At 57.7% G+C, this 24803-nt stretch carries 24 protein-coding genes and 2 pseudogenes; 8 read left to right on the top strand and 18 right to left on the bottom strand.

Going from position 1 to position 24803, the window contains the following annotated elements:
* The 11 genes from AC1DJO_RS29280 to AC1DJO_RS29330 all read right to left on the bottom strand — a co-directional run.
* Positions 1–848, bottom strand: an 848-nt coding sequence (locus tag AC1DJO_RS29280) for a thiamine pyrophosphate-dependent enzyme (protein WP_477974065.1), incomplete at its 3' end; no start/stop codon positions are given.
* A 66-nt stretch (positions 849–914) separates the two neighbouring features.
* On the bottom strand, positions 915–1364 hold the full coding sequence (locus AC1DJO_RS29285; protein ID WP_477974066.1) for a GlcG/HbpS family heme-binding protein: 450 nt from the start codon (positions 1362–1364) through the stop codon (positions 915–917).
* Between the two features lie 17 nt (positions 1365–1381).
* Positions 1382–2362 carry an ROK family protein gene (locus tag AC1DJO_RS29290; RefSeq protein ID WP_477974067.1) on the bottom strand — a complete coding sequence of 327 codons (981 nt, stop codon included), beginning with the start codon at positions 2360–2362 and terminating at the stop codon, positions 1382–1384.
* 14 nt (positions 2363–2376) lie between these two features.
* The gene (locus AC1DJO_RS29295) at positions 2377–3078 is read right to left on the bottom strand and encodes a ribulose-phosphate 3-epimerase (protein ID WP_477974068.1); all 702 of its coding nucleotides are present in this window, start codon (positions 3076–3078) and stop codon (positions 2377–2379) included.
* Positions 3079–3081: 3 nt separating this feature from the next.
* Positions 3082–3888, bottom strand: a complete 807-nt coding sequence (locus AC1DJO_RS29300; RefSeq protein WP_477974069.1) for an alpha/beta fold hydrolase — start codon at positions 3886–3888, stop codon at positions 3082–3084.
* On the bottom strand, positions 3881–4717 hold the full coding sequence (locus tag AC1DJO_RS29305) for a sugar phosphate isomerase/epimerase family protein (RefSeq protein WP_477974070.1): 837 nt from the start codon (positions 4715–4717) through the stop codon (positions 3881–3883). Before AC1DJO_RS29305 ends, AC1DJO_RS29300 begins: the two co-directional genes overlap by 8 nt.
* A complete protein-coding gene (locus AC1DJO_RS29310; RefSeq protein ID WP_477974071.1) occupies positions 4717–5793 on the bottom strand; it encodes a Gfo/Idh/MocA family protein in 1077 nt (358 codons plus the stop codon). The genes AC1DJO_RS29305 and AC1DJO_RS29310 overlap by 1 nt, the downstream gene beginning before the upstream one ends.
* 26 nt (positions 5794–5819) lie before the next feature.
* Positions 5820–6905 (bottom strand): ABC transporter ATP-binding protein, encoded by a 1086-nt coding sequence (locus AC1DJO_RS29315; RefSeq protein WP_477974072.1) that lies wholly within the window; start codon positions 6903–6905, stop codon positions 5820–5822.
* Between the two features lie 5 nt (positions 6906–6910).
* Positions 6911–7822 carry a carbohydrate ABC transporter permease gene (locus tag AC1DJO_RS29320; protein WP_477974073.1) on the bottom strand — a complete coding sequence of 304 codons (912 nt, stop codon included), beginning with the start codon at positions 7820–7822 and terminating at the stop codon, positions 6911–6913.
* A complete protein-coding gene (locus tag AC1DJO_RS29325) occupies positions 7806–8687 on the bottom strand; it encodes a carbohydrate ABC transporter permease (protein WP_477974074.1) in 882 nt (293 codons plus the stop codon). The genes AC1DJO_RS29320 and AC1DJO_RS29325 overlap by 17 nt, the downstream gene beginning before the upstream one ends.
* Positions 8688–8791: 104 nt before the next feature.
* Entirely contained in the window at positions 8792–10045 is a 1254-nt protein-coding gene (locus tag AC1DJO_RS29330; RefSeq protein WP_477974075.1) for an ABC transporter substrate-binding protein, read from the bottom strand.
* A 124-nt stretch (positions 10046–10169) separates the two neighbouring features.
* Here AC1DJO_RS29330 and AC1DJO_RS29335 point away from each other — a divergent pair, with 124 nt between their 5' ends.
* Genes AC1DJO_RS29335 through AC1DJO_RS29345 form a run of 3 tightly spaced genes read left to right on the top strand, consistent with a single transcriptional unit; the run spans position 10170 to position 12472 of the window.
* Positions 10170–10541: a CidA/LrgA family protein gene (locus tag AC1DJO_RS29335; RefSeq protein ID WP_477974076.1), complete on the top strand. Its 372-nt coding sequence runs from the start codon at positions 10170–10172 to the stop codon at positions 10539–10541.
* Positions 10534–11232, top strand: a complete 699-nt coding sequence (locus AC1DJO_RS29340) for an LrgB family protein (protein WP_477974077.1) — start codon at positions 10534–10536, stop codon at positions 11230–11232. The genes AC1DJO_RS29335 and AC1DJO_RS29340 overlap by 8 nt, the downstream gene beginning before the upstream one ends.
* Positions 11233–11257: 25 nt before the next feature.
* Positions 11258–12472 carry an ROK family transcriptional regulator gene (locus AC1DJO_RS29345; protein ID WP_477974078.1) on the top strand — a complete coding sequence of 405 codons (1215 nt, stop codon included), beginning with the start codon at positions 11258–11260 and terminating at the stop codon, positions 12470–12472.
* Here the strand turns inward: AC1DJO_RS29345 and AC1DJO_RS29350 are convergent, their stop codons facing one another.
* The 7 genes from AC1DJO_RS29350 to AC1DJO_RS29380 all read right to left on the bottom strand — a co-directional run bounded on the left by AC1DJO_RS29350 (position 12473) and on the right by AC1DJO_RS29380 (position 18791).
* Positions 12473–13129, bottom strand: a complete 657-nt coding sequence (locus AC1DJO_RS29350; protein WP_477974079.1) for an HAD-IA family hydrolase — start codon at positions 13127–13129, stop codon at positions 12473–12475.
* A 41-nt stretch (positions 13130–13170) separates the two neighbouring features.
* A complete protein-coding gene (locus tag AC1DJO_RS29355; RefSeq protein ID WP_477974080.1) occupies positions 13171–13605 on the bottom strand; it encodes an RbsD/FucU family protein in 435 nt (144 codons plus the stop codon).
* 85 nt (positions 13606–13690) lie between these two features.
* The gene (locus AC1DJO_RS29360) at positions 13691–14848 is read right to left on the bottom strand and encodes an ROK family protein (RefSeq protein WP_477974081.1); all 1158 of its coding nucleotides are present in this window, start codon (positions 14846–14848) and stop codon (positions 13691–13693) included.
* A 138-nt stretch (positions 14849–14986) separates the two neighbouring features.
* Positions 14987–15757: an SDR family NAD(P)-dependent oxidoreductase gene (locus AC1DJO_RS29365; protein ID WP_477974082.1), complete on the bottom strand. Its 771-nt coding sequence runs from the start codon at positions 15755–15757 to the stop codon at positions 14987–14989.
* A gap of 27 nt (positions 15758–15784) precedes the next feature.
* Entirely contained in the window at positions 15785–16546 is a 762-nt protein-coding gene (locus AC1DJO_RS29370) for an ATP-binding cassette domain-containing protein (protein WP_477974083.1), read from the bottom strand.
* The gene (locus AC1DJO_RS29375) at positions 16543–17781 is read right to left on the bottom strand and encodes a sugar ABC transporter permease (RefSeq protein ID WP_477974084.1); all 1239 of its coding nucleotides are present in this window, start codon (positions 17779–17781) and stop codon (positions 16543–16545) included. The genes AC1DJO_RS29370 and AC1DJO_RS29375 overlap by 4 nt, the downstream gene beginning before the upstream one ends.
* 23 nt (positions 17782–17804) lie before the next feature.
* Positions 17805–18791: a substrate-binding domain-containing protein gene (locus AC1DJO_RS29380; protein WP_477974088.1), complete on the bottom strand. Its 987-nt coding sequence runs from the start codon at positions 18789–18791 to the stop codon at positions 17805–17807.
* A gap of 911 nt (positions 18792–19702) precedes the next feature.
* On the opposite strand from AC1DJO_RS29380, the gene AC1DJO_RS29385 reads away from it, so the two are divergent.
* The 5 genes and pseudogenes from AC1DJO_RS29385 to AC1DJO_RS29405 form a co-directional block, all read left to right on the top strand.
* Complete coding sequence (locus tag AC1DJO_RS29385) at positions 19703–20677, top strand: hypothetical protein (protein ID WP_477974085.1); 975 nt, start codon at positions 19703–19705, stop codon at positions 20675–20677.
* A gap of 410 nt (positions 20678–21087) precedes the next feature.
* Positions 21088–21916, top strand: a pseudogene (locus AC1DJO_RS29390) (FAD-linked oxidase C-terminal domain-containing protein).
* Complete coding sequence (locus AC1DJO_RS29395; RefSeq protein ID WP_477974086.1) at positions 21913–23118, top strand: FAD-binding protein; 1206 nt, start codon at positions 21913–21915, stop codon at positions 23116–23118. The pseudogene AC1DJO_RS29390 and the gene AC1DJO_RS29395 overlap by 4 nt, the downstream one beginning before the upstream one ends.
* Positions 23119–23209: 91 nt before the next feature.
* A complete protein-coding gene (gene glcF, locus AC1DJO_RS29400) occupies positions 23210–24559 on the top strand; it encodes a glycolate oxidase subunit GlcF (RefSeq protein ID WP_477974087.1) in 1350 nt (449 codons plus the stop codon).
* A 62-nt stretch (positions 24560–24621) separates the two neighbouring features.
* Positions 24622–24803 (top strand): annotated as a pseudogene (locus AC1DJO_RS29405) (hypothetical protein); the annotation flags it as partial.

A 24803-nucleotide genomic window follows, 5' to 3' on the forward strand; every position in this document is an offset into this window, starting at 1 on the left:
GCTTCCCAGTTCTCCCAGTTCAGAGCCTTGCGGGTAGCGGCGATTTCCTCGGCACCGAGCGGGTTGCCGTGAACCTTGTGGCTGCCCTGCTTGTTCGGAGCGCCGAAGCCGATGATCGTCTTGCAGGCGATGAAGGTCGGGCGGTCGGACTTGTGGGCTGCTTCGATGGCAGCGGCGATTGCCGCCTGGTCGTGACCGTCGACTTCGATCGTGTTCCAGTGAACCGCCTTGAAGCGCATGATCTGGTCGGTCGAGTCGGAGAGCGAAACAGCGCCGTCGATGGTGATCGAGTTGTTATCCCAGAAGAGGATCAGCTTGTTCAGCTTCAGGTGACCGGCAAGGGCGATCGCTTCATGGCTGATGCCTTCCATCAAGCAGCCGTCGCCGTTGATGACATAGGTGTAGTGGTCCTGCAGGTCGGAACCGAATTCCTCGCGCAGCTTGCGCTCGGCGATCGCCATGCCGACGGCATTGGCAATGCCCTGGCCGAGCGGGCCGGTGGTCGTTTCGATGCCGGTCGCGTGGCCGTATTCAGGATGGCCTGCGGTCTTCGAACCGAGCTGGCGGAACTGCTTCAGGTCCTCGATCGACATGTCCGGATAGCCGGTTAGATAGAGGAGCGAATAGAGAAGCATCGAGCCGTGGCCTGCGGAGAGGACGAACCGGTCGCGGTTCGGCCAATGCGGCTTCTTCGGGTCGAAGCGGAGATACTTGCTGAAGAGGACAGTGGCGACATCAGCCATACCCATCGGCATGCCCGGATGGCCGGAATTAGCCTTTTCGACTGCATCCATGGCGAGGAAGCGGATCGCATTTGCCATCCGGTCGTCTTGTTCAGGAGAGGTCATGGCTGTTCCATTTACAGTGCATTGGATGCGGCGGTCGCACCGCAGAAGTGATAGTGGGTTGAAGTATCAGGTGTCTGCGGGGCTTGGTATTGCTTGACCAGACTGCTGAAAGAAATGAATCCCTGCCTCGGCGCATTCAGCGTCCTGGGCCGGCGTCCCGGAACTGACGCCAACTGCACCGACGACCTCACCATCGACAATCACCGGAATCCCGCCTGCCACAACTGACAAGCGCCCACCGATCGCAGTATTGATGCCGTAAGCCGGCTTTCCCGGTTGACTGGCTTGCCAATAGCTTTCCGTCGTCCGCTTGGCGCCAGCGGCTGTGAAAGCCTTGTCCTGTGCGATAAAGGTGCTGGTGATCTTGCCGCCATCCATGCGTTCGAAAGCGATCAATTGGCCGGAGTCGTCCGCAACCGCGATGCACATTGGAACACCGATTTCCTGAGCTTTAGCCCTCGCACCGGCAATTAACACTCGAGCGTCTTCGAGGCTAAGCCTCCTAATTGTCAACATCTGATCTCATCCCAGGTTTATCGGCTTGCAGCAACAGAGGGTACGGCAAACACAGCGGTGTCACTAAGAAAAGCAATTGCTGCCGCTCCAACAAGGCCCGAATTTTGCCCAAGTGCCGCTCGAACGAGGTCCACTTCCTTGAAACCAGGCATTGCCCACTCTTTAATGTAATCTCGAATGCCCGGCTGCAGGCGGTCGAACTCGTTGGAAAGACCGCCGCCCAGCACCAGGATGTCGGGCGAAAAAATATGGATCAGGCTCGTGAACCCTCGCCCCAGGATCTCAGCCTCTTCGTCAATCAATCTATTGGCCAGCGCGTCACCGTTTCTTGCAGCAGAAAAGACGTCGCGGCTATGGATCTCAAGACCGTCTCTTCCAAGTACAGTCTCATGGCACTCAGTCGCGCGCATGCGCGCGCGCCTTGTGAAGGCCGTCCCTGAGCCATAAGCCTCGAAACAACCCCTGTTTCCGCAGGGGCAGAGATCGCCATTCGGCATCACCGACATGTGCCCGATATGGGCCGCCATACCCTTACGGCCGCGCAAGACGCGCCCATCGGACACCACCCCCCCGCCGATCCCCGTGCTGACAGTTACATAGATGAGATTGCCGACACCTCTCCCAGCGCCGAACTGCCATTCGCCAATCGCGGCCGCGATGCCGTCGTTTTCGAGGCTGACGGGAAATTTGAACCTTTGCTGCAGTTCTGCTCGCAAGGGAAAATCTGTGAAACCGGTCAGGGTCGGAATGCTGGTCGCAATTCCAGCAACCGTGTCGATTGGACCTGGCGCCGAAACGCCGATGCCGACGACATGCGTCGGCCCTGATGCCGTTACCAGCGCATCCGCGAGACCACAGATTTGGGACAGGATGCGCTCCGGGCCGCCTTCGGCGTCGGTCCGTTCTTCCTGCCTTGCGAGGATATTTCCGCGTTCATCGACGAGTGCAGCCCTGACCTGCGTACCGCCCAAATCTATCCCGATGGCAATTTGCTGCATTTTTCAACCACGCTTTAAAGGGCACGAAGCCATGTCATCCGCTCATCGAGTGACGGAGCATTGAAGGCGAGAGAGCCGAGCACCACAGTCTCGGCCCCGGCTTGGCGCAGAATCGGAACCGTGTTTTCGCGAATGCCGCCATCGGCCGCGAGCACGATGCGCCGCGACGCGCCGGTGTCCCGAATTAACCGCTGAGCTGCGGTAAGTCGGCCGCAAGCGTGTTCGCTGAGGCCCTGTCCCTTAACGCCGATCGCCGTCCCCAGAAGGGTCACGAGATCCAACCGTGACAGATATGGCTTGATGCGCTCGACCGGTGTATCGACCTTGAGGACCATGCCAGCGGCGATGCCGCGGCGCTCGAGAAGATCGAGTGCGTCGCCAGCCACAGCTTCATTTTCCACATGAATGCTGATGAGATCGCTTCCTGCATCGGCGAATTGCTCGATCTGGGAATGGACGATGCTATCCCCCACCATGAGATGAACATGGATGGGGCGGGAGGACACCTTCCGGACGCCAGCGACCAGATCGGGAAAAAACAGCATGGCCGGTGCGAAATGACCATCGGCGACATCAATGTGCAGGATGTCGATGTAGGGATCGGCGCGAGCGAGGTCTTCGGCAAGCCGTACGAGATCGGCCGACCAAACGGAAAATTCCGCGATCAGGCGATCGCGCGGCAGGTTCTCGATCCAGTTCCTGGAGGCTGTGGACATCAACTAAATCTCCTTCAGGAAATTGCGGATGGCTGCGTGAAAATCTGAGACGTATTGGGCGCGGCTGACAACTTTCGGAGTGATTTCAACCAGACGCGCGTGCGGGATCAGTGACGCAACGGCTTGGGCATGGGCGAGGGGATGAATGACATCCTGTTGATGACCAATCACCAGAGTGGGCACCGTGACAGAGCCAACCTCTGCTGGTGTCACACCGGGGCCATCATTTGATATTGCGCAAAGGAGTGACGCGGTAACCTTGATCGGCTGCCGAGAGAAGAATCCGGTGAGTGAAGTCAGATTGTCCGGGGCCTCCGCTGCAAGGCGCTGGCCGGTTTGTCCGGCAAGAAAGGCGCTTATGGCGGCCCTCGGTTCCAAGGAGGCCATAAGGCGCCCGACTTCAGCGTTCGGCGTCATGTTTGCTGGCGCGCCGGCGGTAATCCATGCCGGCCTTGCAAGGATCAGGGCCTTTACGAGATCGGGACGCCGGACAGCTAGGCGCAACGAGATCGCCGCGCCCATCGAGATGCCGCCAACGACAACCGGGGCATCGAGTTCATGTTCGATAAAGTAGGCCAGATCTTCGGCGAAGGTCGCGATGGATAGTTTGTCGAGATCGCCAGGTTCGGACGATCCATGACCCCGCGCCTCGACCGTCACACGCCGGTACCCGCCAGACGGAAATGCTTCCCGAGTCTGAGCAGCATCGCCGCAGAGCCCATGTTGAAAGAGGACCACTGGGCCATCCCCAGTCGCATCGACATTCAAGCGCGTTCCGTCTTCTGTGGTGAATGGCCTTGCTTCATCCATTTCGTGACTTCCCAAGGCGCGGGTTCAGAAATGCGGCTACGCCTGCAGCCTCTTGGGCAGATAGACCATGGGTTATAAGACTTCCCTCAAAGCCAATCGCATCCAGCTTGCGCAGGTAATGCGTATAGTCGAGGACCCCCTTGCCGGCGGTTGTAAAGCCTCCGTCGCGAGTCCGATCCTTGGCGTGGGCCATTGTGATACGATCAGCGAGAAGATCGATCGCGGACGAGATGATCGTGCGTTGCTCTTCGGGCGTTTCAACCTCAAAGAGGTTCGCCGGATCGATAACAATCCTAATGCGCGGGCTCTTGAGTTCATCGATAAGCCGACGAGCCTTGGTCGCGGAATTAACGACATTGGCAAGTTCCGGCTCGATGCCTAGGTGGATATCGTATCTGTCGGCTGTTTCAATTGCCGTTTCCATCGCCGCGATGAGGTCGCGCCATGCTTCCGGCGAATTGTTGTCGGGATGTTCCTTCCACTGATCGACCGGATCACGAGTTCCCGTGCAAAGCGTAATCATAGGCGTTGACATGGCTGCGCAACGCTCAGCGATTACCGCTAGCCTTCTGTGGCCCGCTTGTCGAACGGCAGGATCAGGATGGATCATGTTGTAGGTGCCCGAGACTGCAACGATCTCCACGCCTGCGTGCACGGCAGCGTCCGCAACCGCGCGCGCCTGTTCCTCAGTGATCTGATCAGGCATGGAAGGAAGACCCGAGCACGCCATGTTGTATTGCGCGCAGGAATAACCGGCATCCGCCACTGCGCCGAGCACGGTGGCGGAGTCGATACCGTCGAAAGTCTTGGCGAAGATACCGAGTTTCATCACACGCCACCCGAGACGTCAGCGAGCGCGACCGTGCGGCCGCTTTCTGCGGAACGTGCGATAGCCACCATGGCCCGAACCGATGCCAGGCCATCGTCGATGTCGGCACCTTCCAAGGGGCTTCCATCGAGGATCGTGCGGGCAAAACCCTCAACCTGGCGACGGTAGAAATGTCCGTCGGCGCCGAGAACGCGATGGGTTGCGCCGTCTGCCTCGCGGAAAATGTCCACTTCGCTCGTCTTGTAATACCAAGGGTTGTAGGTCTTGCCGAGAATGCTGCCGTTCTTGCCGTAGATCTGGAAACCCTCGTGCCAGTCCATACGGACCTGCACTGTTAGATCGAGGTGACCAAGCGTGCCGGACGCGAATTCCACGTCGACAAACCAGCACCAGATGCCGGAGCGCTCCGAAAGACGTGCCGTTACAGATACGATATCGCCGGCAAGATAACGGGCCGTATCGATCAAATGGCAACCGTGAGCGAGCATGTAATAGCGCCGCAGATTTGCCTTCGGGTTCTCCGTTGGTCTCTTCGCCTTGGCGCTCGACACGATGAGAGGCTGGACCGCGTCCGTCATCGGATAGCGGTGAGTGTTGTCACAATACCAAGCTTTCAGCGCAATGAGGTCACCCATTTCGTCGCGAATGAAGGACTTGGCCGCCTGAAGGCCGGCATCGAAACGCTTCATATGTCCGACCTGAAAGACCTTGCCATACTTTTCGACGGCTGCCTTAAGATCCAAGCATTCTTCGACAGTGACGCCGACCGGCTTCTCGCACAAAACATGCTTGCCGGCCTCGAGCGCACGGATCGATGCCGGCACGTGGAAGGCGTCGGACGTCGCGATAATCACAGCGTCAAGATCTGGATCGGCAAGCATCCGATCGTAGTCATTGTACGTTTTTTCCGCTCCGTGAGTGATTGCCATACGTTCGCGCAAGTCGTCCGCGACGTCGCAAATGGCGTATAGGTCGGCATTGGCGGCTTTCGTGCAGCTTTCGAAATGTGCTGCCTGGGCGATCTGTCCCGCACCGAGGACGCCAATACGGAGGCGCCGTTCTTGTTTTGCTGGCATCTGAAGTTTCCTTGATTTTCCGATAGTTAGAGGGCGACACCGGTTTCGGCGTCGAAGACGACTGATTTTGAAAGGTCCACCGCAAAACGTGCCTTGTCCCCTACGCGAACGGACGATCCGGTGGGAAGGCGAGCCATAATTTCCCTCTCGCCGACGCGCAGTGCGACGAAGATGTCGGGACCGGTAGGTTCGACGACCTCGACGTAAGCATCGACTTTGTGAAGAGACGTGTCCTCATCCGTGACAAGCGATAACCATTCCGGTCTCAGTCCCAGATGTACTTGCTTGCCTTGCAAAGGCTTGCTTGCTGTGGAAGCAGGGAGCGGAACGGTTACGTCCGCGCCTTGTATCGCGAGGCTTTGCGATCCTGCGGTAATCACGGCGGGAAGCAGGTTCATGGGTGGCGATCCCATGAAGGTCGCGACGAACACGTTCGCGGGCCGATCGTAGATGTCTTCAGGCGTTCCGAATTGCTGTAGGATGCCGTCTTTCATGACCGCGATCCGCGTTGCCATGGTCATCGCTTCGATCTGATCGTGAGTGACATAGACGATGGTGGAGCCCAGCCGCTGATGCAGCTTCTTGATCTCGGTGCGCATCTCGACCCGCAGCTTTGCATCGAGGTTCGACAACGGCTCGTCGAAGAGGAAGATCTTTGGCTCGCGCACGAGTGCCCGTCCCATTGCGACGCGCTGGCGTTGCCCGCCGGAGAGTTGCCCTGGGCGCCGCTTGAGCAGGTGACGAATCTGCAGCAGATCTGCAACCTTGCCAACGCGCTCAAGCCGTTCCGGCTTGGGCATCTTGCTCATCTCAAGGGAAAATCCGATGTTCTGCTCTACGGTCATTGCGGGGTAGAGCGCGTATGACTGGAACACCATCGCGATGTCCCGCTCCTTGGGCTCAAGTCCCTGAACCGATTTGCCATCGATTGTGATCGATCCGGATGTGTGCTCGTCCAGTCCGGCGATGATCGACAGCAATGTTGATTTTCCGCAGCCGGAAGGTCCGACGAGGACGAGGAATTCACCATCCTCGATGGCGATATTGATATCCTTGAGAACGGCCAGATTGCCGAAGCGTTTGTTGATGTGGTTGATTGCCAAGTTGGCCATCGTCATTATCCCTTCACTGCGCCGGCCATCAGACCACGAAGGAAGTATCGTCCTGCCGCCACATAGATAACTATGGTGGGCAGTGCGGCGATCATCGCGGCGGCCATGTCTTCGTTGTAGGCCTTGGTGCCTGTTGAGGTGTTGACCAGATTGTTCAGTGCGACTGTGACAGGTTGACCGGATCCGGCCGCGAATGAGACCCCAAACAGGAAGTCATTCCACACCCCTGTGAACTGCCAGATGATCGACACCATCACGATTGGCCACGAAATCGGCAGCAAGATCCGGAAGAACACGGCCCAAAATCCGGCCCCATCGATGCGCGCTGCCTTGAAAATCTCGGCGGGAACGGTCACGAAATAGTTTCTGAAGAACATCGTCGTGAAGCAGATCCCGTATACGACGTGCACGAGAACCAGCCCGGGTATCGTACCGGCAAGTTTCAATTGTCCGAGTAGCCCGGCCATCGGGATGAGCACGATCTGCAGCGGTATGAAGCAGCCGAACAGGATGAGGCCGAACAGGATATTGTCGCCTTTAAAGCGCCAATTGGCGAACACGTAGCCATTCAGGGCGCCGAAGCCGACCGACAGCAATGTAGCCGGTATGACAATCAGGAAGGAGTTTCCAAAATAGCCTTTGAGGCCGCCACAATTGACACCGATGCATGCCGAGCCCCAGACGTGTTCCCAAGCTTCAAATGTAATGGCTTGCGGGAATGAGAGGATATTGCCAGACCGGATTTCTTCCATGCTCTTCAGGGATGTGAAAAGCATGGAAACAAGCGGCGCCAGGAAGACTGCGGCCAGTATGACCAGGCATCCGTAAATGAAATAGCGACCGAGGATCCGGGTCACTCGCAGATCAGCGCCCTTTGCTAGGATCACCGCGCTTTCGGCATCAAGTCGTAGGCTCATTGCGCAGCTCCGAATAGAGATAGGGAATAATGATGCTTGCCAGGGTAATGAGCATGACGGTTGCGCTGGCCGCACCGACCGCGAGTTCGTTGCGCGTGAACGTCATCGAATACATGAATGTGGATGGAAGTTCGGTCGATACGCCCGGGCCACCCTTGGTGAGCGCCACGACAAGGTCGTAACTCTTGATGGCAAGATGGGCCTCGATCACGAATACCGTCAGGAACGCGGGTCGAAGTGCTGGGATGATAATGCGGGTGTACACTTTATGTATGGGTGCCCCGTCGATGCGGGCGGCCCGAAGGATTTCGGTATCGACGCCGCGCAAGCCGGCTAGGAAGAGCGCCATAACGAAACCGGTTACCTGCCACACGCCGGCAATGACGACCGTGTAGATCGCGCGATCCGGCTCGATCAGCCATTGAAATGTGAAAGACGTCCAGCCGAGCCCACGCATCATGTGCTCCAGGCCGAGACCCGGATTGAGCAGCCATTGCCAGATCACACCCGTCACGACAAAGGAGAGAGCCATCGGATAGAGGAAGACGGCACGGAAAACGCCCTCGAAGCGGATGCGTTGATCAATCAGTATGGCGATCAACAGGCCAAGGCATGTCGCCCCGACGATGTAGAGACAGCCAAAGATCGCCATGTTTTCGATGGCGGTGATCCATCTGGGGTTTTCGAAAAGTCTGGCGTATTGGCGCCACCCGACGAAATTGAAGCTCGCAAACATCTTCGAGCCGGTGAATGACAGGAGCGCCGTATAGGCGATAAAACCGTAGACGCAGACCGTGACGACCGCGAGCGACGGCGACAAGACGATTGCGGGCATTATCTTGCCAACGCGTTTTGAAATGGACATCTGCTGGCCCGGAATCGAAAGGTTGGCATCCCGCATAATGGATGCGCAACCTTGCTGCAGGATACCCCCGCCGCCTCTCGACGGCAGGGGCAGGGAGGAACTGGTTATTTCGCAGCGTTGATCGAGCTGATCAGCGCCTTCACGGCATCCTTGGACGACATGTCCGAGTTGAAATGCTGTGTCACAACGTCGAAGATCGCACGCTGTATGGAGGCGGGCTCGGCGTGACCGTGGGCGAGGGACCCCATGAGGGTGCCAGCCTTTTCGGCCGCCTTCAGGTCGGCCATGGACTTCTGCGCGCAGGCATCGAACTTGTCGCCGGGCACGTCGGAACGGGCCGGAATCGATCCCTTTACGAGATTGAACGCTTCCTGGAATGCAGGCGACATGACGCTCGAAGCGAGCTTGGTCTGGGCGTCAAGCTTGTCTGCGCCAACCGGGAACATCGCGAGGAAGTCCGTATTGAAGAGGAACGATCCTTCGGTGCCTGGTGCGGTGACGCAGAGAATATCGACGCCGGGCGTTAGGCCGGCCTTGACGATCTCGCCCTTGGCCCAGTCACCCATAAGCTGCATAGCAGCGTCACCCTTGAGCACCATGCCTGTTGCAAGGTTCCAGTCGCGGCCGGAAAAATTCGGATCGACATAACCGCGGATCTTTCGCATTTGGTCGAAAACCTTGACCATCGTGTCCGAGTCAAGTGCACTTTCATCCAATTCGATGATGGCCTTCTTGTAGAATTCCGGTCCCCCAATCCCGAGAACAACGTCGTCGAAAACGGTGTCGTCCTGCCAAGGCTGTCCGCCATGCGCCAGAGGGGTTATCCCCTTCGCCTTCAGCTTGTCTGCAACGGCATTGAACTCGTCCCAAGTCTTCGGCGGCTCCAGGCCGTTATCTTTGAAAATCTTTGCGTTGACCCACAGCCAGTTCGGCCGGTGTATGTTGACCGGAACGGCCTGCCACTTGCCGTCATGGACGGCGAACTGTTTGATCTGCTCCGGAACGACCTTGTCCCAACCTTCTGTTTGGGAAACAGCGGTCAAGTCACCGAGAAGACCCTGCTCGGACCATTCGTTAACCGCCATCCCAAGCAGCTGGGCCGCCGTCGGCGGATTGCCCGCCGCCACCCGCGCCTTCAGGGTCGTCGTGGCAGCTTCACCGCCACCGCCGGCAACCGGCATATCCTGCCAGCCGACGCCCTTCTTTTGCAGGTCGTCCTTTAGAACGCCGACAGCAGCCGCTTCGCCGCCCGACGTCCACCAGTGCAATACCTCCACGCTTTCAGCTGCGAACGCATGGCCGCTAACCGAGGCATTGAGGGCAGCCGTCAAGGCCATCATTCTAAAAGTCAAACGCATGTAGTCCTCCCAATATGCCGGCGATCACCGGCTTTCCTACAAACGACACTCCCTCCGTTTGTTTCGATTGAAAACAAACATAATCGGATGTATGAGTCAAGAGAGTTTGTTGTGGAGCCGAACAATGATTGTTGGGATTATGCTCTTGCTGTTATTTCAGTTGGTTGGCGAGGCGATCGCTTTCTTCCTGCATGGTGTCGTACCAGGCCCGGTCATCGGCATGGCCCTGATATTTCTAGTGTTGAGCGTGTCCCGGGGACGAGTTTTTGTCGCCCCGGCGCGGCAGGCGATTGCTACATCCCATGCGCTGCTGGCGAATTTCGGGGTTTTGTTCGTCCCGGCCGGAGTGGGGATCGTCCAGCATTTCGACCTTATCGCTGCGAAAGGTCTGGCACTTTTTGCAACGCTAGTGATCTCGACAGTCGCGACCCTTGTCGTCACTGTGTGGTGCTACCTCGCTACGAAGCGCTTGACGGGGAGAGCGAGCAATGGATGAGGGACTTTGGGTCTATCTCTCGGCTTCGCCACTCCTATGGCTCTCGGTGACCCTTCTTGTCTGGATAACGGCATTACGGATTGCGCAGGTCCTTCCAGCCAATCCTCTCTTCAACCCTGTACTGATTTCAGTATGCGCAATCGTTGGCCTGCTGTCCGTCTTTAAAGTTCGCTACCAGACCTATTTCTCAGGTGCGCAGTTCATCCATTTTCTTCTGGGACCAGCAACGGTCGCGCTTGGAATACCGCTCTACGAAAAGCTTCATCTGGTCAGGGCCAATATTGTTCCGATAGTCGTTGCTCTCTTTGCCGGGAGCGTGACCGCCGTGAGTACGACGATTTATTTAGGATATGTCTTCGGGTTCGATCAGACAGTCATCGCTTCCTTGGCACCGAAATCTGTCACCGCCGCTGTCGCCATGGCTATTTCGTCTGGGCTGCACGGCGATCCGGCGTTAACCGCGGCCGTGGTCATTTTGACTGGAATCTCTGGCGCAATCATCGTCACGCCATTGATGAACGCCATGAAGATCGATGATTACAGTGCGAGAGGTTTTGCTGTCGGGCTCGCATCGCATGGAATTGGCACGGCGCGCGCATATTCGGTCGATCCGGTGGCAGGTCTGTTTTCCGGTCTTGCCATGGGCTTGAATGCGATCGTCACTTCCCTGATTGTGCACCTCTTTTTGTAGCTCTCTTCCGATAGGGGAAACTCCGATGTCCATGCCGCGTGCCGTCAGGCACATTAACGAGGTCCGCGCGCTGGATGCTGTTTTTCGACACGGCAGGATCAGCCGGGCCAATATCGCCAAGGAACTCAGCATGGTCCGCTCCACGGCCAGCAGTATCGTCGCCAGCCTGGCAGACGAGGGGCTTCTGGTAGAGGATGAATCGCAGGACGATAAAAGCGCTGGCACCGGTAGGCCCGGAACCTTCATTCGCATCAATCCAAATTACGGGATGTTCATCGGCGCGGATATTGGCGTTGGCCGCATGAACGTCGTTGCCCTCGATATGGGGGCATCGGTGATTGCGCAGTCGAGATCGGACTTCAGCACCTCGGAGGCAAGTCCGGACCTCGTGGTGCAACGGTTGGTCGACGTCGTTGAGGGAATTAGGGAGCGGTTAGGCAGGGATTACCCTATTCGCGGCCTCTGCCTGACTGCGCCCGGCGTAATCGATCGGAACGGTACGATTTTGCGTGCTCCCATATTGGGATGGAGCCAGGAACCAATCCTTGAGCGCTTGCAGCAGCGACTGCCGGACATTCCACGCCTTGTCGCAGAAAACGATGCCAATGCCTTTGCTATCGCCGAGATGTACCAGTCCAAGCATGAAAGCGTGGATACGGAGATTTATATCTACCTCGACGCTGGTGTCGGTGGCGCAATTGTGAATTCCGGGCAGCTTCTGCGCGGTCAGGACGGCTATGCCGGCGAGCTGGGCCATATCATACTCGGAGACGAAGGCTTTGTTGAACTGGCCACTATTTCAGGATCATTCGAGAGCTTTATAGGACGGGAGGCCGTTCTTGCGCGTTATCGTTTTCACGGAGGCTCCGCAATCGACATTCAGGCTTTCATCGAGGCAGCGAAACTACGTGAAAAGGCAGCTCTCTCGACCCTCAAGGACTGGTCATTCTACCTTGGAAGAGGGGTAGCGACGTTGACTAGCATATTTAATCCGGCACGGATTGTGCTCGGAGGGCCGGTTGCCGCACTTTTCGATCTCTGCCGAGAGGTGACACTGGAAAAAGTGATCAACAATCTCCTCGAGGGACATCCAATACCTGAGATAAAGCTCTCGTCACTAGGCCTCGAAGGTCCGGCAATCGGTGGCGCATCCATGCTGCATAAACAGATATTTTCAGTCGATGAGAACCTCGTTTTTGGCCGCCCGAAAGCTGATTCAGCACGGGAAAAAGGTCAATGACTAGAACTGCGTCAAGCCAAGGCCCCCGTTGAGGATCTTAGGCTTGATGCGCTCATAGTTTTTAAGTTGTCTGTGATCCCCGCCCATGCGTCGTTTATGTGTCTCTGTAATGACGACGACCTGACAACCTGCCGCAGTCGCGGCGGTGATCCCGACCTCGGCATCCTCGAACACAAGGCAACGTGCCGGGTCAACGGAAAGACGCTCGGCTGCAAGAATAAAACAATCCGGTGCGGGTTTGCCCCTCCGCACATCTTCGGATGTAACCAGCGTCTTTGGCGTTGGCAAACCAGCCGCCTCGATTCGCCTTTTGGCTAACGCAGCAGGAGCAGAGGTCACGACAGCCCATCGGTGGGACGGAAGGCTGCTCAGAAAATGCTGCGCTCCACTTATGGCATGAACGCCCTCGATCTCTTCAATTTCAGCCTGCGTGATAGCATATGCCTCGGCCTCAGGATCAATATCCGGAAGGCCGAGGGACGAAATTGTTTCAGAAGCTTTTCGCCCGTGAATGGTCGGCAGGAACACCTCTGGGTTCAGTCCAAACTTCCATGCCCACGCTCCCCAAACACGTTCGGCAACCGCGATCGAATTGAGGATCGTGCCGTCCATGTCGAAAAGGAACGCGTCGAAAGAGGATTTGAAGAGATCGTTCACAGTCTTAACCACCTGGTTTTGGGATACCGCGGGCGATAGCCTCACTCGGGTGCAATGACACCCTTGCGAAGGATGACGCCTCCGTAGAACCGCCGCTCGCCTGTGACCACGACCGTATGAGCGGCCCGCACGCGAGCCTTGAAGTCGTCTGGGTCGACCGCTGTCAGGTCAATCGCCTTACCTTGTGTCTTTGCCAGAACGGCGCTGTAATCTTCGAAAACGGGCAAGATCTTGCTTGCATCGCCATCTGCGATCATTCTCCACGCGACATGGGGCTCCTGATCTTCGAGCGGGAAGATTTTCAGGATTGCTTCAAGTGTATGTGGGCCAGAGACGCCATCGAGGCGAATGAGTCGATCATCGCCTGCGTCGCACGGGAAGTTGGCATCGACGATCGCGATATCGTGTCGATGGCCCATTGATCGCAAGGCGTAAAGAAGTTCCGGAGAGAGAATCGGGTCAATTAGTTTCAGCATCAGTTTCCTCCATTTTGCTGGCTATTTGCGTTTGTATTATACAAATACAAAAAGAGTGTCAAATAGGTTTGTGGCTCGGCCTTGATTATACAGCCGGGAGTTCGGGAAGGTCGAAAAGGCTTTCGCGGAGAAGCGCTGCAGCTCCAATGGCGGCTCCATCACCTCCAAAACGGGCAACGGAGATCGGTGGTACCTTGAAGCCGTGAACCAAGTTCTCGGAGAGCAGTGTTTCGACCCGTTCCGAAACCCGTGAATAAAGAACGGCGAGCGGCCCTCCCAGGACGATCGTTTTGGGATCGAGGATGTGAATGAGGTTTAGGATACCGGTTGCCAGCCCTGAGGCCCACTCGTTGAGCGCCTGATCAAGAGTTGGCGATCCTTGCGTCGTTACCAGTTTGGTTAAGCCTTCAGGGATTGGAACCCCCTGCTCGATGAAGGGGAGAAACCTTTGGTACCCGGCCAGAATTTCGAAAGTGTGCGTAGCCGCCATGCCCGGCTGACCGCCCATGACCATATGCCCGACTTCACCACCCAGTCCATGGGCGCCCTCAACCACACGTCCCTGGCGAAGATGGGCGCTGCCGATGCCCTGTGCTAGCAATAGCAAGAGAACATCGCTCAGATCGGTTTCTGATGCGTCGGCCGCTACGGCACTCGCAAGAGCCACGGCGTCGTTGCAAATGTGAACCTTGAGTGAGGATTGCATTGCTCCGGACATCGCCGACACGACGTCGACGTCGCGCCAGCTCAACCACGGCGCAGAAATGATCCTGCCTTCGCGTACTATGCCCGGCGCGGAAATGCAGACACCACGCACGCGCGATGACCGCACCTTCGACATATCGATCAGTTCCTTCGGCAATGCGGCTAGCAGTTCGATCACTCGTTTGGGGTCGTGATAACGATCGGCAATCGACACGACCCTTTTTGCAATGACATGCATCGAGAAGTCGATCAGAACGGCGTTGATCTCGGCCGAGGAAATATCGAGACCGATGAAATAGGCGCCGGCTGGGTTGAGCGATACGAGAGCGCCGGGGCGACCGGCGCCATTGGCCTCAGCGCTTTCATTGAGGTCGATAACAAGCTTCTCAGCCAGAAGTTGCTTGATCGAGTTGCCGACGGTTGCCCGTGTAACATTGAGTTCGCGCGCGATATCTGCGCGCGACAGCGGGACGTCCCTACGTAGGACGCGAAGGCACCGCACAGCGTTCATGTGTCGCAAGACACTATTTGTCGTCAATGTTCCTCCCAGAGACAACATCTGTCGTTCAGGAGCTGTTAGAGGGCATTGGCAACGCACTCGAATCGTTGCCAATAGTGTATCCAGACGCAGTAACAGATGCTCGCGTGCAAGCAAAGGTTAGGATGAGCGACCCTGTCACGCGACCGACCATCCCCCATCCACCAAGAGATTGGCACCGGTGACGAGAGATGCGGCAGGAGATGCAAGATAGACGACAGCGCCGACGACATCATCGGTATCTCCTATCCTGCCGAGCGGAATATGGCCGACTGTGCGCGCGAAGAAATCCGGATCCGCAAGAACGGGGCGAGTCGAGTCCGTCCATATAAAGGTGGGCGACACGGTGTTTACCGTGATGCCGTACGGAGCCCATTCTGCCGCCAGGCAGCGGCTCAAATGGTTGATCGCTGCCTTGCTCATGCAATAGAGCGCTTCGCCGCGGAGGGTTACGGTACCTGCCTGCGAACTGATATTGATGATGCGACCGCTTTTCTGCTCTATCATATGGCGAGCGACGCTTTGCGTGACAAGGAACGTGCCCTTGATGTTGACGTCGAGGATCTGGTCGAGGTCCTTCTCTTCAACGAGCTCGGCCAAGTTGCCGGGGGCGACGCCGACATTGTTCACCAGTACGTCGATTTTCCCGAATGCCTCGACCGCCTCAGCAACCGCTTCGGAGATCTGACCGCTATCCGAGATATCCATATTGACCGCAAGAATGCGGCGGCCAGTTGTCTTCAGTTCGGCCACCAGGTCCGCAACCGCTTCGATGTTGCGGACGCCGATAACAACATCGGCTCCGGCCGCCGCGCAGGCGAGGGCACAGGCGCGACCGATACCGCGAGCCGCCCCTGTTACAAGCGCGACCTTTCCGTGGAGGCTGAAATTTGGTGCTTTGACTGTCATATTACTGTCCATTCCAGTGTGCTTCGCCTATGCCGTCGCGGCCGCCAGGCGGGCCGGCTTGCGGCCAAGGATGATCATTTCCAGGGCGTCGTCCGGTGTCAGGTCTCGTGTCGGATACGAACCGACCACGCGGCCTGACTTCATCACGGTTATCCGATCGGAGAGCGCGAAAACATCGTGCATGTCATGGCTGATGAGGAAAATACCCAAGCCTTGCTTTTTGAGTTCCTGGATCAGCAGGCCGACATTCTTTGTCTCTTCTGGACCGAGTGCGGCGGTCGGCTCGTCCATGATCAGGATACGAGCGTTAAAATGGAGGGCACGCGCGATGGCGACGGCTTGACGCTGACCTCCGGACATAGACCTTACTGACGCGGTCAGGGAAGGGATTCGCAACCGCATCCGGTCTATCGTCTGTCGTGCGCCGTGCTCCATTGCTTCTGTATCGAGAAATCCGAAACGATCCGTTTGTTCGCGCCCCAGGAAAAGATTGGAAATCGCGTCGAGATTATCGGCTAGAGCAAGTGTCTGATGGATCGTCTCGATGCCAAGTTCTTGGGCATCGTGGGGCGACCGAATATCGACGGATTTTCCATCGATCAGGATCTCGCCGCTATCTGCAGGAAAAACACCTGATAGCATCTTGATGAAGGTCGATTTGCCGGCACCATTGTGGCCGAGTAGGGCAACGACCTCGCCCGGCATGAGCGACACGCTGACATTTTCGACTGCGTGAACGCCGCCAAAGGCTTTGTTGACGTTGCGAGCTTCGAGCAACGGGGTTTTCATGATGGCCTCCTTTCGCGCCACATCGTATCAATCCACACGGCAAGCACGAGAACACCAGCAAGGACCATGCTCTGCAGTGGGCTCGCGATTCCCAACAGCACCATCGCGCTTTGAAGACTCTGCATGATCAAAGCGCCGACGCAGCCGCCGAGGATTGTCCCGGCTCCGCCTGCAAGCGAGGTGCCTCCGATTACGGCGGCAGCAATGACGTAAAGTTCCATCATTGTGCCCGCTCCACTTGCCGCGGCATTCAGTCGGGCCGTCAGCACGATCGAGGCCAAACCGGACAAGAAGCCCATCAATACGAAGACTTTGAGTACGACACGCTGGGTATTGATACCTGTTAGTCGGGCGCTGAGCGGATCGCCGCCGACGGCAAAGACATGGCGTCCAAACCTATGCTTTTTGGCGATAACTGTCATGAGAGTCGTCACGGCAATCAGAATGAGAACAGGCACAGCCAATCCCATCGACTCTGTCGTTCCGGGCCGCTTGTAGCTGTTCATGACTGCGACAAGACCGAATGTGCAGACGCACCAGAGAGCCGCTGAAACGATGTCGAATGCCGTCAACGGATTTTGAATGCCAAGCGACTTTTTTCTCTGGTATCTGCGGACGAGATTAAGGACGATGTAGGCGGCGACTGCAGCGGCGGCTGCCCAACTCAATGTGGCTCCGAGAACGCCGTTCTGGCCGCCGCCGAGATTCTGAAACGTAGCGCTCAATGGGGCGATCGTTGTCCCATCATTCAGTTCATAAGCAGCGTTTCGAAGGAAAAGCAGACCACCAAGGGTCACGACAAATGACGGTATCCGCGCGTATGCGACAAGTGCGCCTTGCAACAAACCGATAAGCATGCCGCCCGCCAACATGACAATGCACGAGATCCACCAGGCGTTGACGCTGTCGGGGAGCCAGTTGCTTTGCACCAGAGCACCGAGAACTCCAAGGAAGCCGACCTGAGACCCGACCGACAGATCGATATGACGAGTGACGATGACGAGGATCATGCCTGATGCCATGATCGCCACGACCGAAACCTGTAGCGAGAGATTGAACAAGTTTCGGGGCGACAGGAATACGCCATCGGTAAGGGTATTTGCGCAAAGCCAGATCAAGGCGAGGACCATGACCATCGCCACCAGGCGAGTGTCGCGGCCACCACCCCCGACCGCTTGTAGCAGCCGGGGGAGGAACTTCGTTGAACTGGTCGAAGGTTGTAGAATAGATGTCATGAYAAAACTCCAGCTGGAACTGCTTACTCGCAGGCTTTCGGCGGGTTTTTCGTTACGCCCTTGCAAAGCACGTCTTTCGAGATCCAACCGGCCTTCACAACGAGATCGAGATTATCCCGCGTGATGGCGATGGGATCTAGAATGATCGCGGGCTGCGATGCGCCCGTGGACGTCTTGCCAGGCTTCACACCTGTCACAGCATCAATTTTCGAGCCCTTGATGATTTCGACGGCAGCTTTCGCGGCGGCCAGTCCAAGGGCGTTCGCGTCCTTCCAGACGGTCATTGTCTGCTCGCCCTTGGCGATACGATTGAGGACGTTCTTGTCACCATCCTGACCAGAAATGGCAACCTTGCCCAGAAGATTTTGACTGGCCAGAGCAGCCGCGACACCATTTGCAATACTGTCGTTCATCGCGAGGACTGCGTCGACCTTGTTGTCCGTCGCGGTCAAAACCTGCTCCATGAGCGACTGTGCAACGTCTGGTTTCCACTGCTCGACATTTTGCTGGGCTACGATCTTGATGTCACCTCTGTCGATCGCCGGCTGGATGGCTTGCATCTGCCCGCTCTTGAAAACCTGCTGAATAGTCTGTGCGGGATCGCCGTCCATCGAGACGTAATTGCCTTTCGGCACCGCCTTCAGCAGGGCTTCGCCCATGACGCGGCCAACTGCCACGTTATCGAAGCTTGCGTAGAGGACGTCGCCGGTATCGATTGGCGCATCGTAGGCGATCACCGCGATGTTGCTTCGTTTCGCCTCATCGATAACGGGAATGATTGCTTTGGCATCCTGTGCGACGACGACAAGGACTTTGACGCCGCGTGCGATCAGGCTTTCGATGTCGGCAGCTTGCTTCTGCGGGTCGCCCTGGGCGTCGATACCGACATATGAGATACCTGACTTGTCGAGAACGGATTTGATCGCGGCCTCGTCGATCTTCCAGCGTTCGTCCTGGAAATAGCGCCAGCTGACACCGACTGTGTCTTGGGCGGCGGCCACATTGGCCATCAGGGTCACAGCGGAGACTGCGCCAGCGAGAATATGCATGAACTTGGACATTCATTCCTCCCTTTGAAAAAAGGCCGCGCGCGGTCTCCCGCCGCTTGCTCAGGCGCGACCTCCCGCCGCGCCATTTGTATTTGTTTAAAGCGGATACATATTTATGTCAACTAGGGAGCTTTGGAACCCCTAATTTAAGCCTTGTAGACCTCCGAGAACGCAAAACCTACCGGCTTGGATTTGCGTTTACGTTGTCATCGTTAGCCCGGAATGGACGAAGATGGATGTGGTCCTACGAAGAGAAAACTCTTAACGAATGGACCGACAGCCTAAAGGCCGGCATTCTCCGCCAAGGCTGTCTATGTACGGTTTGAGCTCCTAGGTGACTGACCAAAACGGGCCGGCGTCCCGTATGTGATGGCGTCCGCCCGGCCACGTCTTCCTCTGGCGGCGCTAGATCCTTGGCGTTCATCTCGGCGGCTCTTTCCGTCCATCGAGGAGCTTCCGACATAGTGTCGGCGGAGACAATCTCACGTGCACGCCGCAACCTGACTTGGGCACCTTCACTTTTTGCACCTGCGGCAATGGCCCTCGCTATGGCCTCAGCCGAGCCATTACGAGAATAAAATGCTATCAATACCTTAGGTCCAGACAGCGGCTCCTCCTAAAATCACGTACTGGTCGGTTCAGTAAGGGTGAAGTCGGAATTCCCCGCTAGGTGCTAACGCCAAACTCAGGTTCTGCAATTTAAGGACAACGCAACCTCTGTGAGAGTATCTACCTTCAACGGGATCTCGATGATTGTTGCACGGTAGGAGAGCTCACCTCTCTGGAAAATCGGCGATTACGAGATGCCAGAAAATCACACGGGTGGCAGTGAATTCCCCACCAGCCTCAAGAAACAAAAGTGAGAAGGTAAGATGACTCCGGAAGAAGCCAAGGTCGTTGCGGTCGCAGATGAAATTCAAAATTTGTCGTCGATTTTGTCGGACCTTACGGGGCGCGCGCGCAGGGTCATCGCTTCCCCCGCAATCGCAAATCTTGAAGGGCGGAACCGAGCCGAGATTTTGCTCCCTTGTGAGATCGGCGCGGAAGCCCTCGAGCGTTGCAACATCCTTGTCACGAACAACGTCCGGGTGCTTGAGACACTGGGAGTGATCTCGTTAACTCGCTACGTCTTCGAGCTTCTTGTTTGGCTCAAGACCATAAGACAGACGCCATTGAAGGCCCTGTACTTTATCATGCTATCCTTGAAGGATGGTGAAGCTCACACAACACAGCATATTCAGCACCTTAAGGCCGAAGCGAGCTTCCTTGAGACGATGGCCGAACGCGACGATCCCGTGCCTGGGATGCGCGCGTTGCAGGAGCAGCACGGTCAAAACCTTACGGCTGAGATTGTCTGGGCAGCTGAGCAAGCTCGCCGAACTGCTATCGATTTGGATGCTCGCCGGCACTTTAGCGTCTATGCGGGGGATGCAAAGATCAACGGTTACTCTTTCCAAGCCCATTTGATCAAGACGAAAGCTATGCCTGCTGCCGAGGCGGACCTTGCCGAGCGATTGCAGACTCGCGCCGATGTCGTTGATCGGTTTGGGCAAGACCTGATTTCGGAGTCAGGTAGCGGTACGAAATGGGTATGGGCAAATTCTGCAAGTGCAGTCGGTATGCAAGCGGAATACGACTACATCTATCGATATACGTCGAGACTTCTACATGCCACTCCGACAAGCTTTTATACGAGTTCCAAGAACCTCGAACTCACCGAAATGCGGGTATTCTTGGAATTTGTATATGTTCGACTTCTCGATGTGCTCGACGTCGTAGCGGAGATCGTCGACCGTGCTGAGATCTACATTGAACAGCAGTCAACCATCTCGTCAGAGTTTGCTTAAGGGACAGATGGTGAATGAACATCGAGTTTCTAGAGGCCGGCGCGATCAAAGCTAAGCTCGATCGTTACATGACGGGGGCACGACCAATTTCACTGGGCCGCAGCCTGGGAAGCGCACCCTGAAATGGCAAGGGACCTTCTTGCACATCGCTCCAAATTCCGAAACGTGATTTTCGGCGCTGCTTTCAACCAAATGCACCCAGATCTCATTGATGCATTAGTGAGCGTTCGCAACGCGTATTGTCGCGACGAAGTTTGTAGGGGGTACGCACCATCCCATAGTCTACCTCTTCCGAACGCAGCGACGTGCAAATGCGGTGATCCGGAACAGGTTGACGCAATTTTTGTATTTGTATACGACAAATGCAAATATGTATGACCAACGTTATGTGAAAGCAGGAGAAATCAAACTTGTCCGACGCCATTTCGTTTCTTGCTCCGCGCGCCGACGTGCTCGTTCGCCGCAGCCAGATCGTCGGCGACCTGATCGATCTCTTGCCGCCGGAATGCCTGGTGCATGAGGCGCGCGAACTGGTGCCTTTCGAGACCGATGCCTTCGTCTCCTACCGCCGCCTACCGCTCGCAGTCGCACTGCCGCGTTCGACGGCCGAGGTCGCCACCGTGATGAAATACTGCCATCGCTACGGCATTCCCGTCGTGCCGCGCGGCGCTGATCGTCGAGGTGGAAGGCTCGGAAGCCGAGATGGATGCGATGCTCGCCGATATCGTCGAGATCGCCCGCCGCCACGGCGTCAGGACGGTTCGTGAATGCCAGTCGGCCACCGAGGCCGCGCTGATCTGGAAGGGCCGTAAGTCCGCCTTCGGTGCCACCGGCCGTATCTCCGACTATATCTGCATGGACGGCACCGTGCCGCTCAGCCAGCTCTCCTATGTCCTGAAGAAGACCTCCGAGATCATCGACCGCTTCGGCCTCAGGGTCGCCAACGTCTTCCACGCCGGCGATGGCAACATGCATCCGCTGATCCTGTTCAATGCCAACGACCCGGATGATGCTGCCCGTGCCGAGCAGGCCGGAAACGAGATCTTGAAACTCTGCGTCGATGCCGGTGGCTGCCTTACCGGTGAGCACGGTGTCGGCATCGAAAAGCGCGACCTGATGACCCATCAATATGGAAAGCTGGATCTCGACCAGCAGATGGCCGTGCGCGCCGCCTTCGATCCAGGCTGGCTGCTTAATCCCTCAAAAGTCTTTCCGCTGGAAGGGCGCTCCGCCGCATGACCGATGTGTTCCATCCCACGACGGAAGCGGAAGCTGCCGATCTCATTCGTGCCCATGCCGAAGCGGGCAGGGCGCTTGCGCTTTTTGGTGGCAACAGCCGCAGCGGCTTCGGCAATGCTGTTCGCGCCGAGGCGAAGCTGAGTGCTGCCGGTCTCTCCGGCATCGTCAACTACAATCCGGCGGAAATGGTCATCACCGCCCGCGCCGGCACGTCGGTTGCGGAGATCGAGGCGGCGCTGGCCGCAAACGGCCAGATGATGTCGTTCGAACCCATGGACCATCGCCCGCTGATGGGCACGGCCGGCGTGCCGACCATCGGCGGCGTCTTTGCCGCCAATGTCTCCGGCCCCCGGCGGTTTGTGGCGGGGGCTGCCCGCGACAGTCTGCTCGGCTTGCGTTTCGTCAATGGTCGCGGCGAGATCGTCCGCAATGGCGGCCGAGTGATGAAGAATGTCACCGGCCTCGACCTCGTCAAGCTGCTGGCCGGTTCGCACGGCGCGCTGGGTCTCCTGACGGAGGTCACCTTCCGCGTGCTGCCGGTGCCGAAGGCGACCGAAACCATCGTCATTTCCGGCCTCAACGATTCCGAGGCCGCGCATGCCATGGCGGCGGCCATGGCTCTTTCAGTGGAAGTCTCCGGCGCTGCCCATCTGCCCGAGAGCGTCGAGGGCCGCTTCGCCGGCGGCGCGCTGCCTGGTGGCGAGGCGACCGTGTTCCGGCTCGAAGGCTTGCCGTCGTCGGTTGCCGTCAGGGCGGAAAAACTGGGGGCCACGATGGCGCGGTTCGGTGCGGTCAGCCGGCTCGACATGGTCGCTAGCCTTTCCCTCTGGCGCGAAGTCCGCGATGTGCTGCCGTATGCGGACGGCACGAAATGCCCTGTCTGGCGAGTCTCGGTGGCGCCCTCAGTCGGCCATGAGCTTGTTGCCGCCCTGAGGCTCGAAGCCGGCGTCGACGCCTATTACGACTGGCAGGGTGGCCTCATCTGGATGCGCATGGAAGCCGATCCCGAAGCCGGCCTGCTGCGCCGCTTCATCAAGGCGCTCGGCGGCGGCCATGCGACGCTGATCCGCGCTTCGGAAGCGATGCGTGCCGATGTGGCGGCTTTCCAGCCGCAGCCGGAAGCGGTGGCCTCGCTCTCGGCGCGGGTGAAGGAAAAGTTCGATCCGGCCAGGATTTTCAATCCAGGGAAGATGGGGTGGTGATGGCTGAGTTTGAGTATGTGGCAAACCCTCTGCCCTGCCGGGCAAAGTGCGGTACCATCCCCACCCACAACCCCTCGACGGAACACCCCTGATGCAAACAAACTTCACCGCCGAGCAACTGACCGACCCGCACGTCTCCGAATCCGAGAAGATCCTGCGCAAATGCGTCCATTGCGGCTTCTGCACTGCCACCTGTCCCACCTATGTAACGCTCGGAAACGAACTCGATAGCCCGCGCGGGCGCATCTATCTGATCAAGGACATGCTGGAGAATGATCGCCCGGCCGATGCCGAGGTGGTGACCCATATCGACCGCTGTCTCTCCTGCCTTGCCTGCACCACGACCTGTCCTTCCGGCGTCGACTACATGCATCTCGTCGATCATGCCCGCGCCCATATCGAAAAGACCTACAAGCGCCCGTTCATGAACCGGCTGACGCGCGGCATCCTTGCCGCCGTCCTGCCCTATCCCGGCCGCTTCCGCCTGGCGTTGCGGCTTGCCCGTCTCGGCCGCCCGTTCCGCAGCCTGATGCGCGCCCCGGCGCTGAAACCCTTCGCCGCGATGCTGACGCTCGCCCCACGCTCGGTACCGGCGCCCTCCGTCTACTCCCGCCCCGGCAATCATCCGGCAGAGGGTACGAAGCAGGCGCGCGTCGCGATCCTCACGGGTTGCGCCCAGCCGGTTCTCGACCCCGGGATCAACGAGGCGACCATCCGGCTTTTGACCCGCCTCGGCGTCGAGGTCGTGGCGCCGGCTGGTGAAGTCTGCTGCGGCGCGCTGGTTCATCACATGGGTCGCGAAGAACAGGCGCTGGCGAGCGCGCGGGCCAATGTCGATGTCTGGATGCGCGAGATCGAAAACGGCGGGCTCGATGCGATCATCGTCACCGCCTCCGGCTGCGGCACGACGATCAAGGATTACGGCCATATGCTGCGCCTCGATCCCGCCTATGCCGAAAAGGCGGCGATCGTCTCGGGCCTCGCAAAGGACGTCACCGAATATCTCGCCACCCTCGATCTGCCTTCGCATATGCCGAAGGGCATCACCGTCGCCTATCACTCGGCCTGCTCGATGCAGCACGGCCAGACGATCACCATGGCACCGAAGCAGATACTGAAGGCGGCGGGCTTCACCGTGCGCGATCCGGCAGAAGGCCATCTCTGCTGCGGCTCGGCCGGCACCTACAACATCATGCAGCCGGATATCTCAGCTGCGCTGAAGGCCCGCAAGGTCAAGAATATCGAGGCAACGAAGGCGGATGTGATCGCCACCGGCAATATCGGCTGCATCACCCAGATTGCCTCAGGCACCGGTATCCCCATCGTCCATACCGTAGAATTGATCGATTGGGCCTATGGTGGTCCTGTACCGCGCAGGCTCCTCAAAAAGCATGGCAAAGCACCCGAAGCAGGCGGTGAATTACCAGTTATTCCGTGGTGAGAAGATGGCGAGGGGTCTGCAAGCGACGACCTCAGGCGCCGATTTAATCGGGAGTGAGATGATTGAAACAGAAAATAGAAGTAAGGCAGAGCAAATTGCCGGCTATCACCGACAAGGAAGCACTGGACTTCCACTCTATGGGGCGGCCGGGCAAGCTCGAGGTCAATCCAACCAAGCCGATGGCGACACAGCGTGATCTCTCATTGGCCTATTCGCCTGGTGTCGCCGTTCCGGTCAAGGCGAT

This window comes from Rhizobium sp. 05N430, assembly GCF_056396985.1.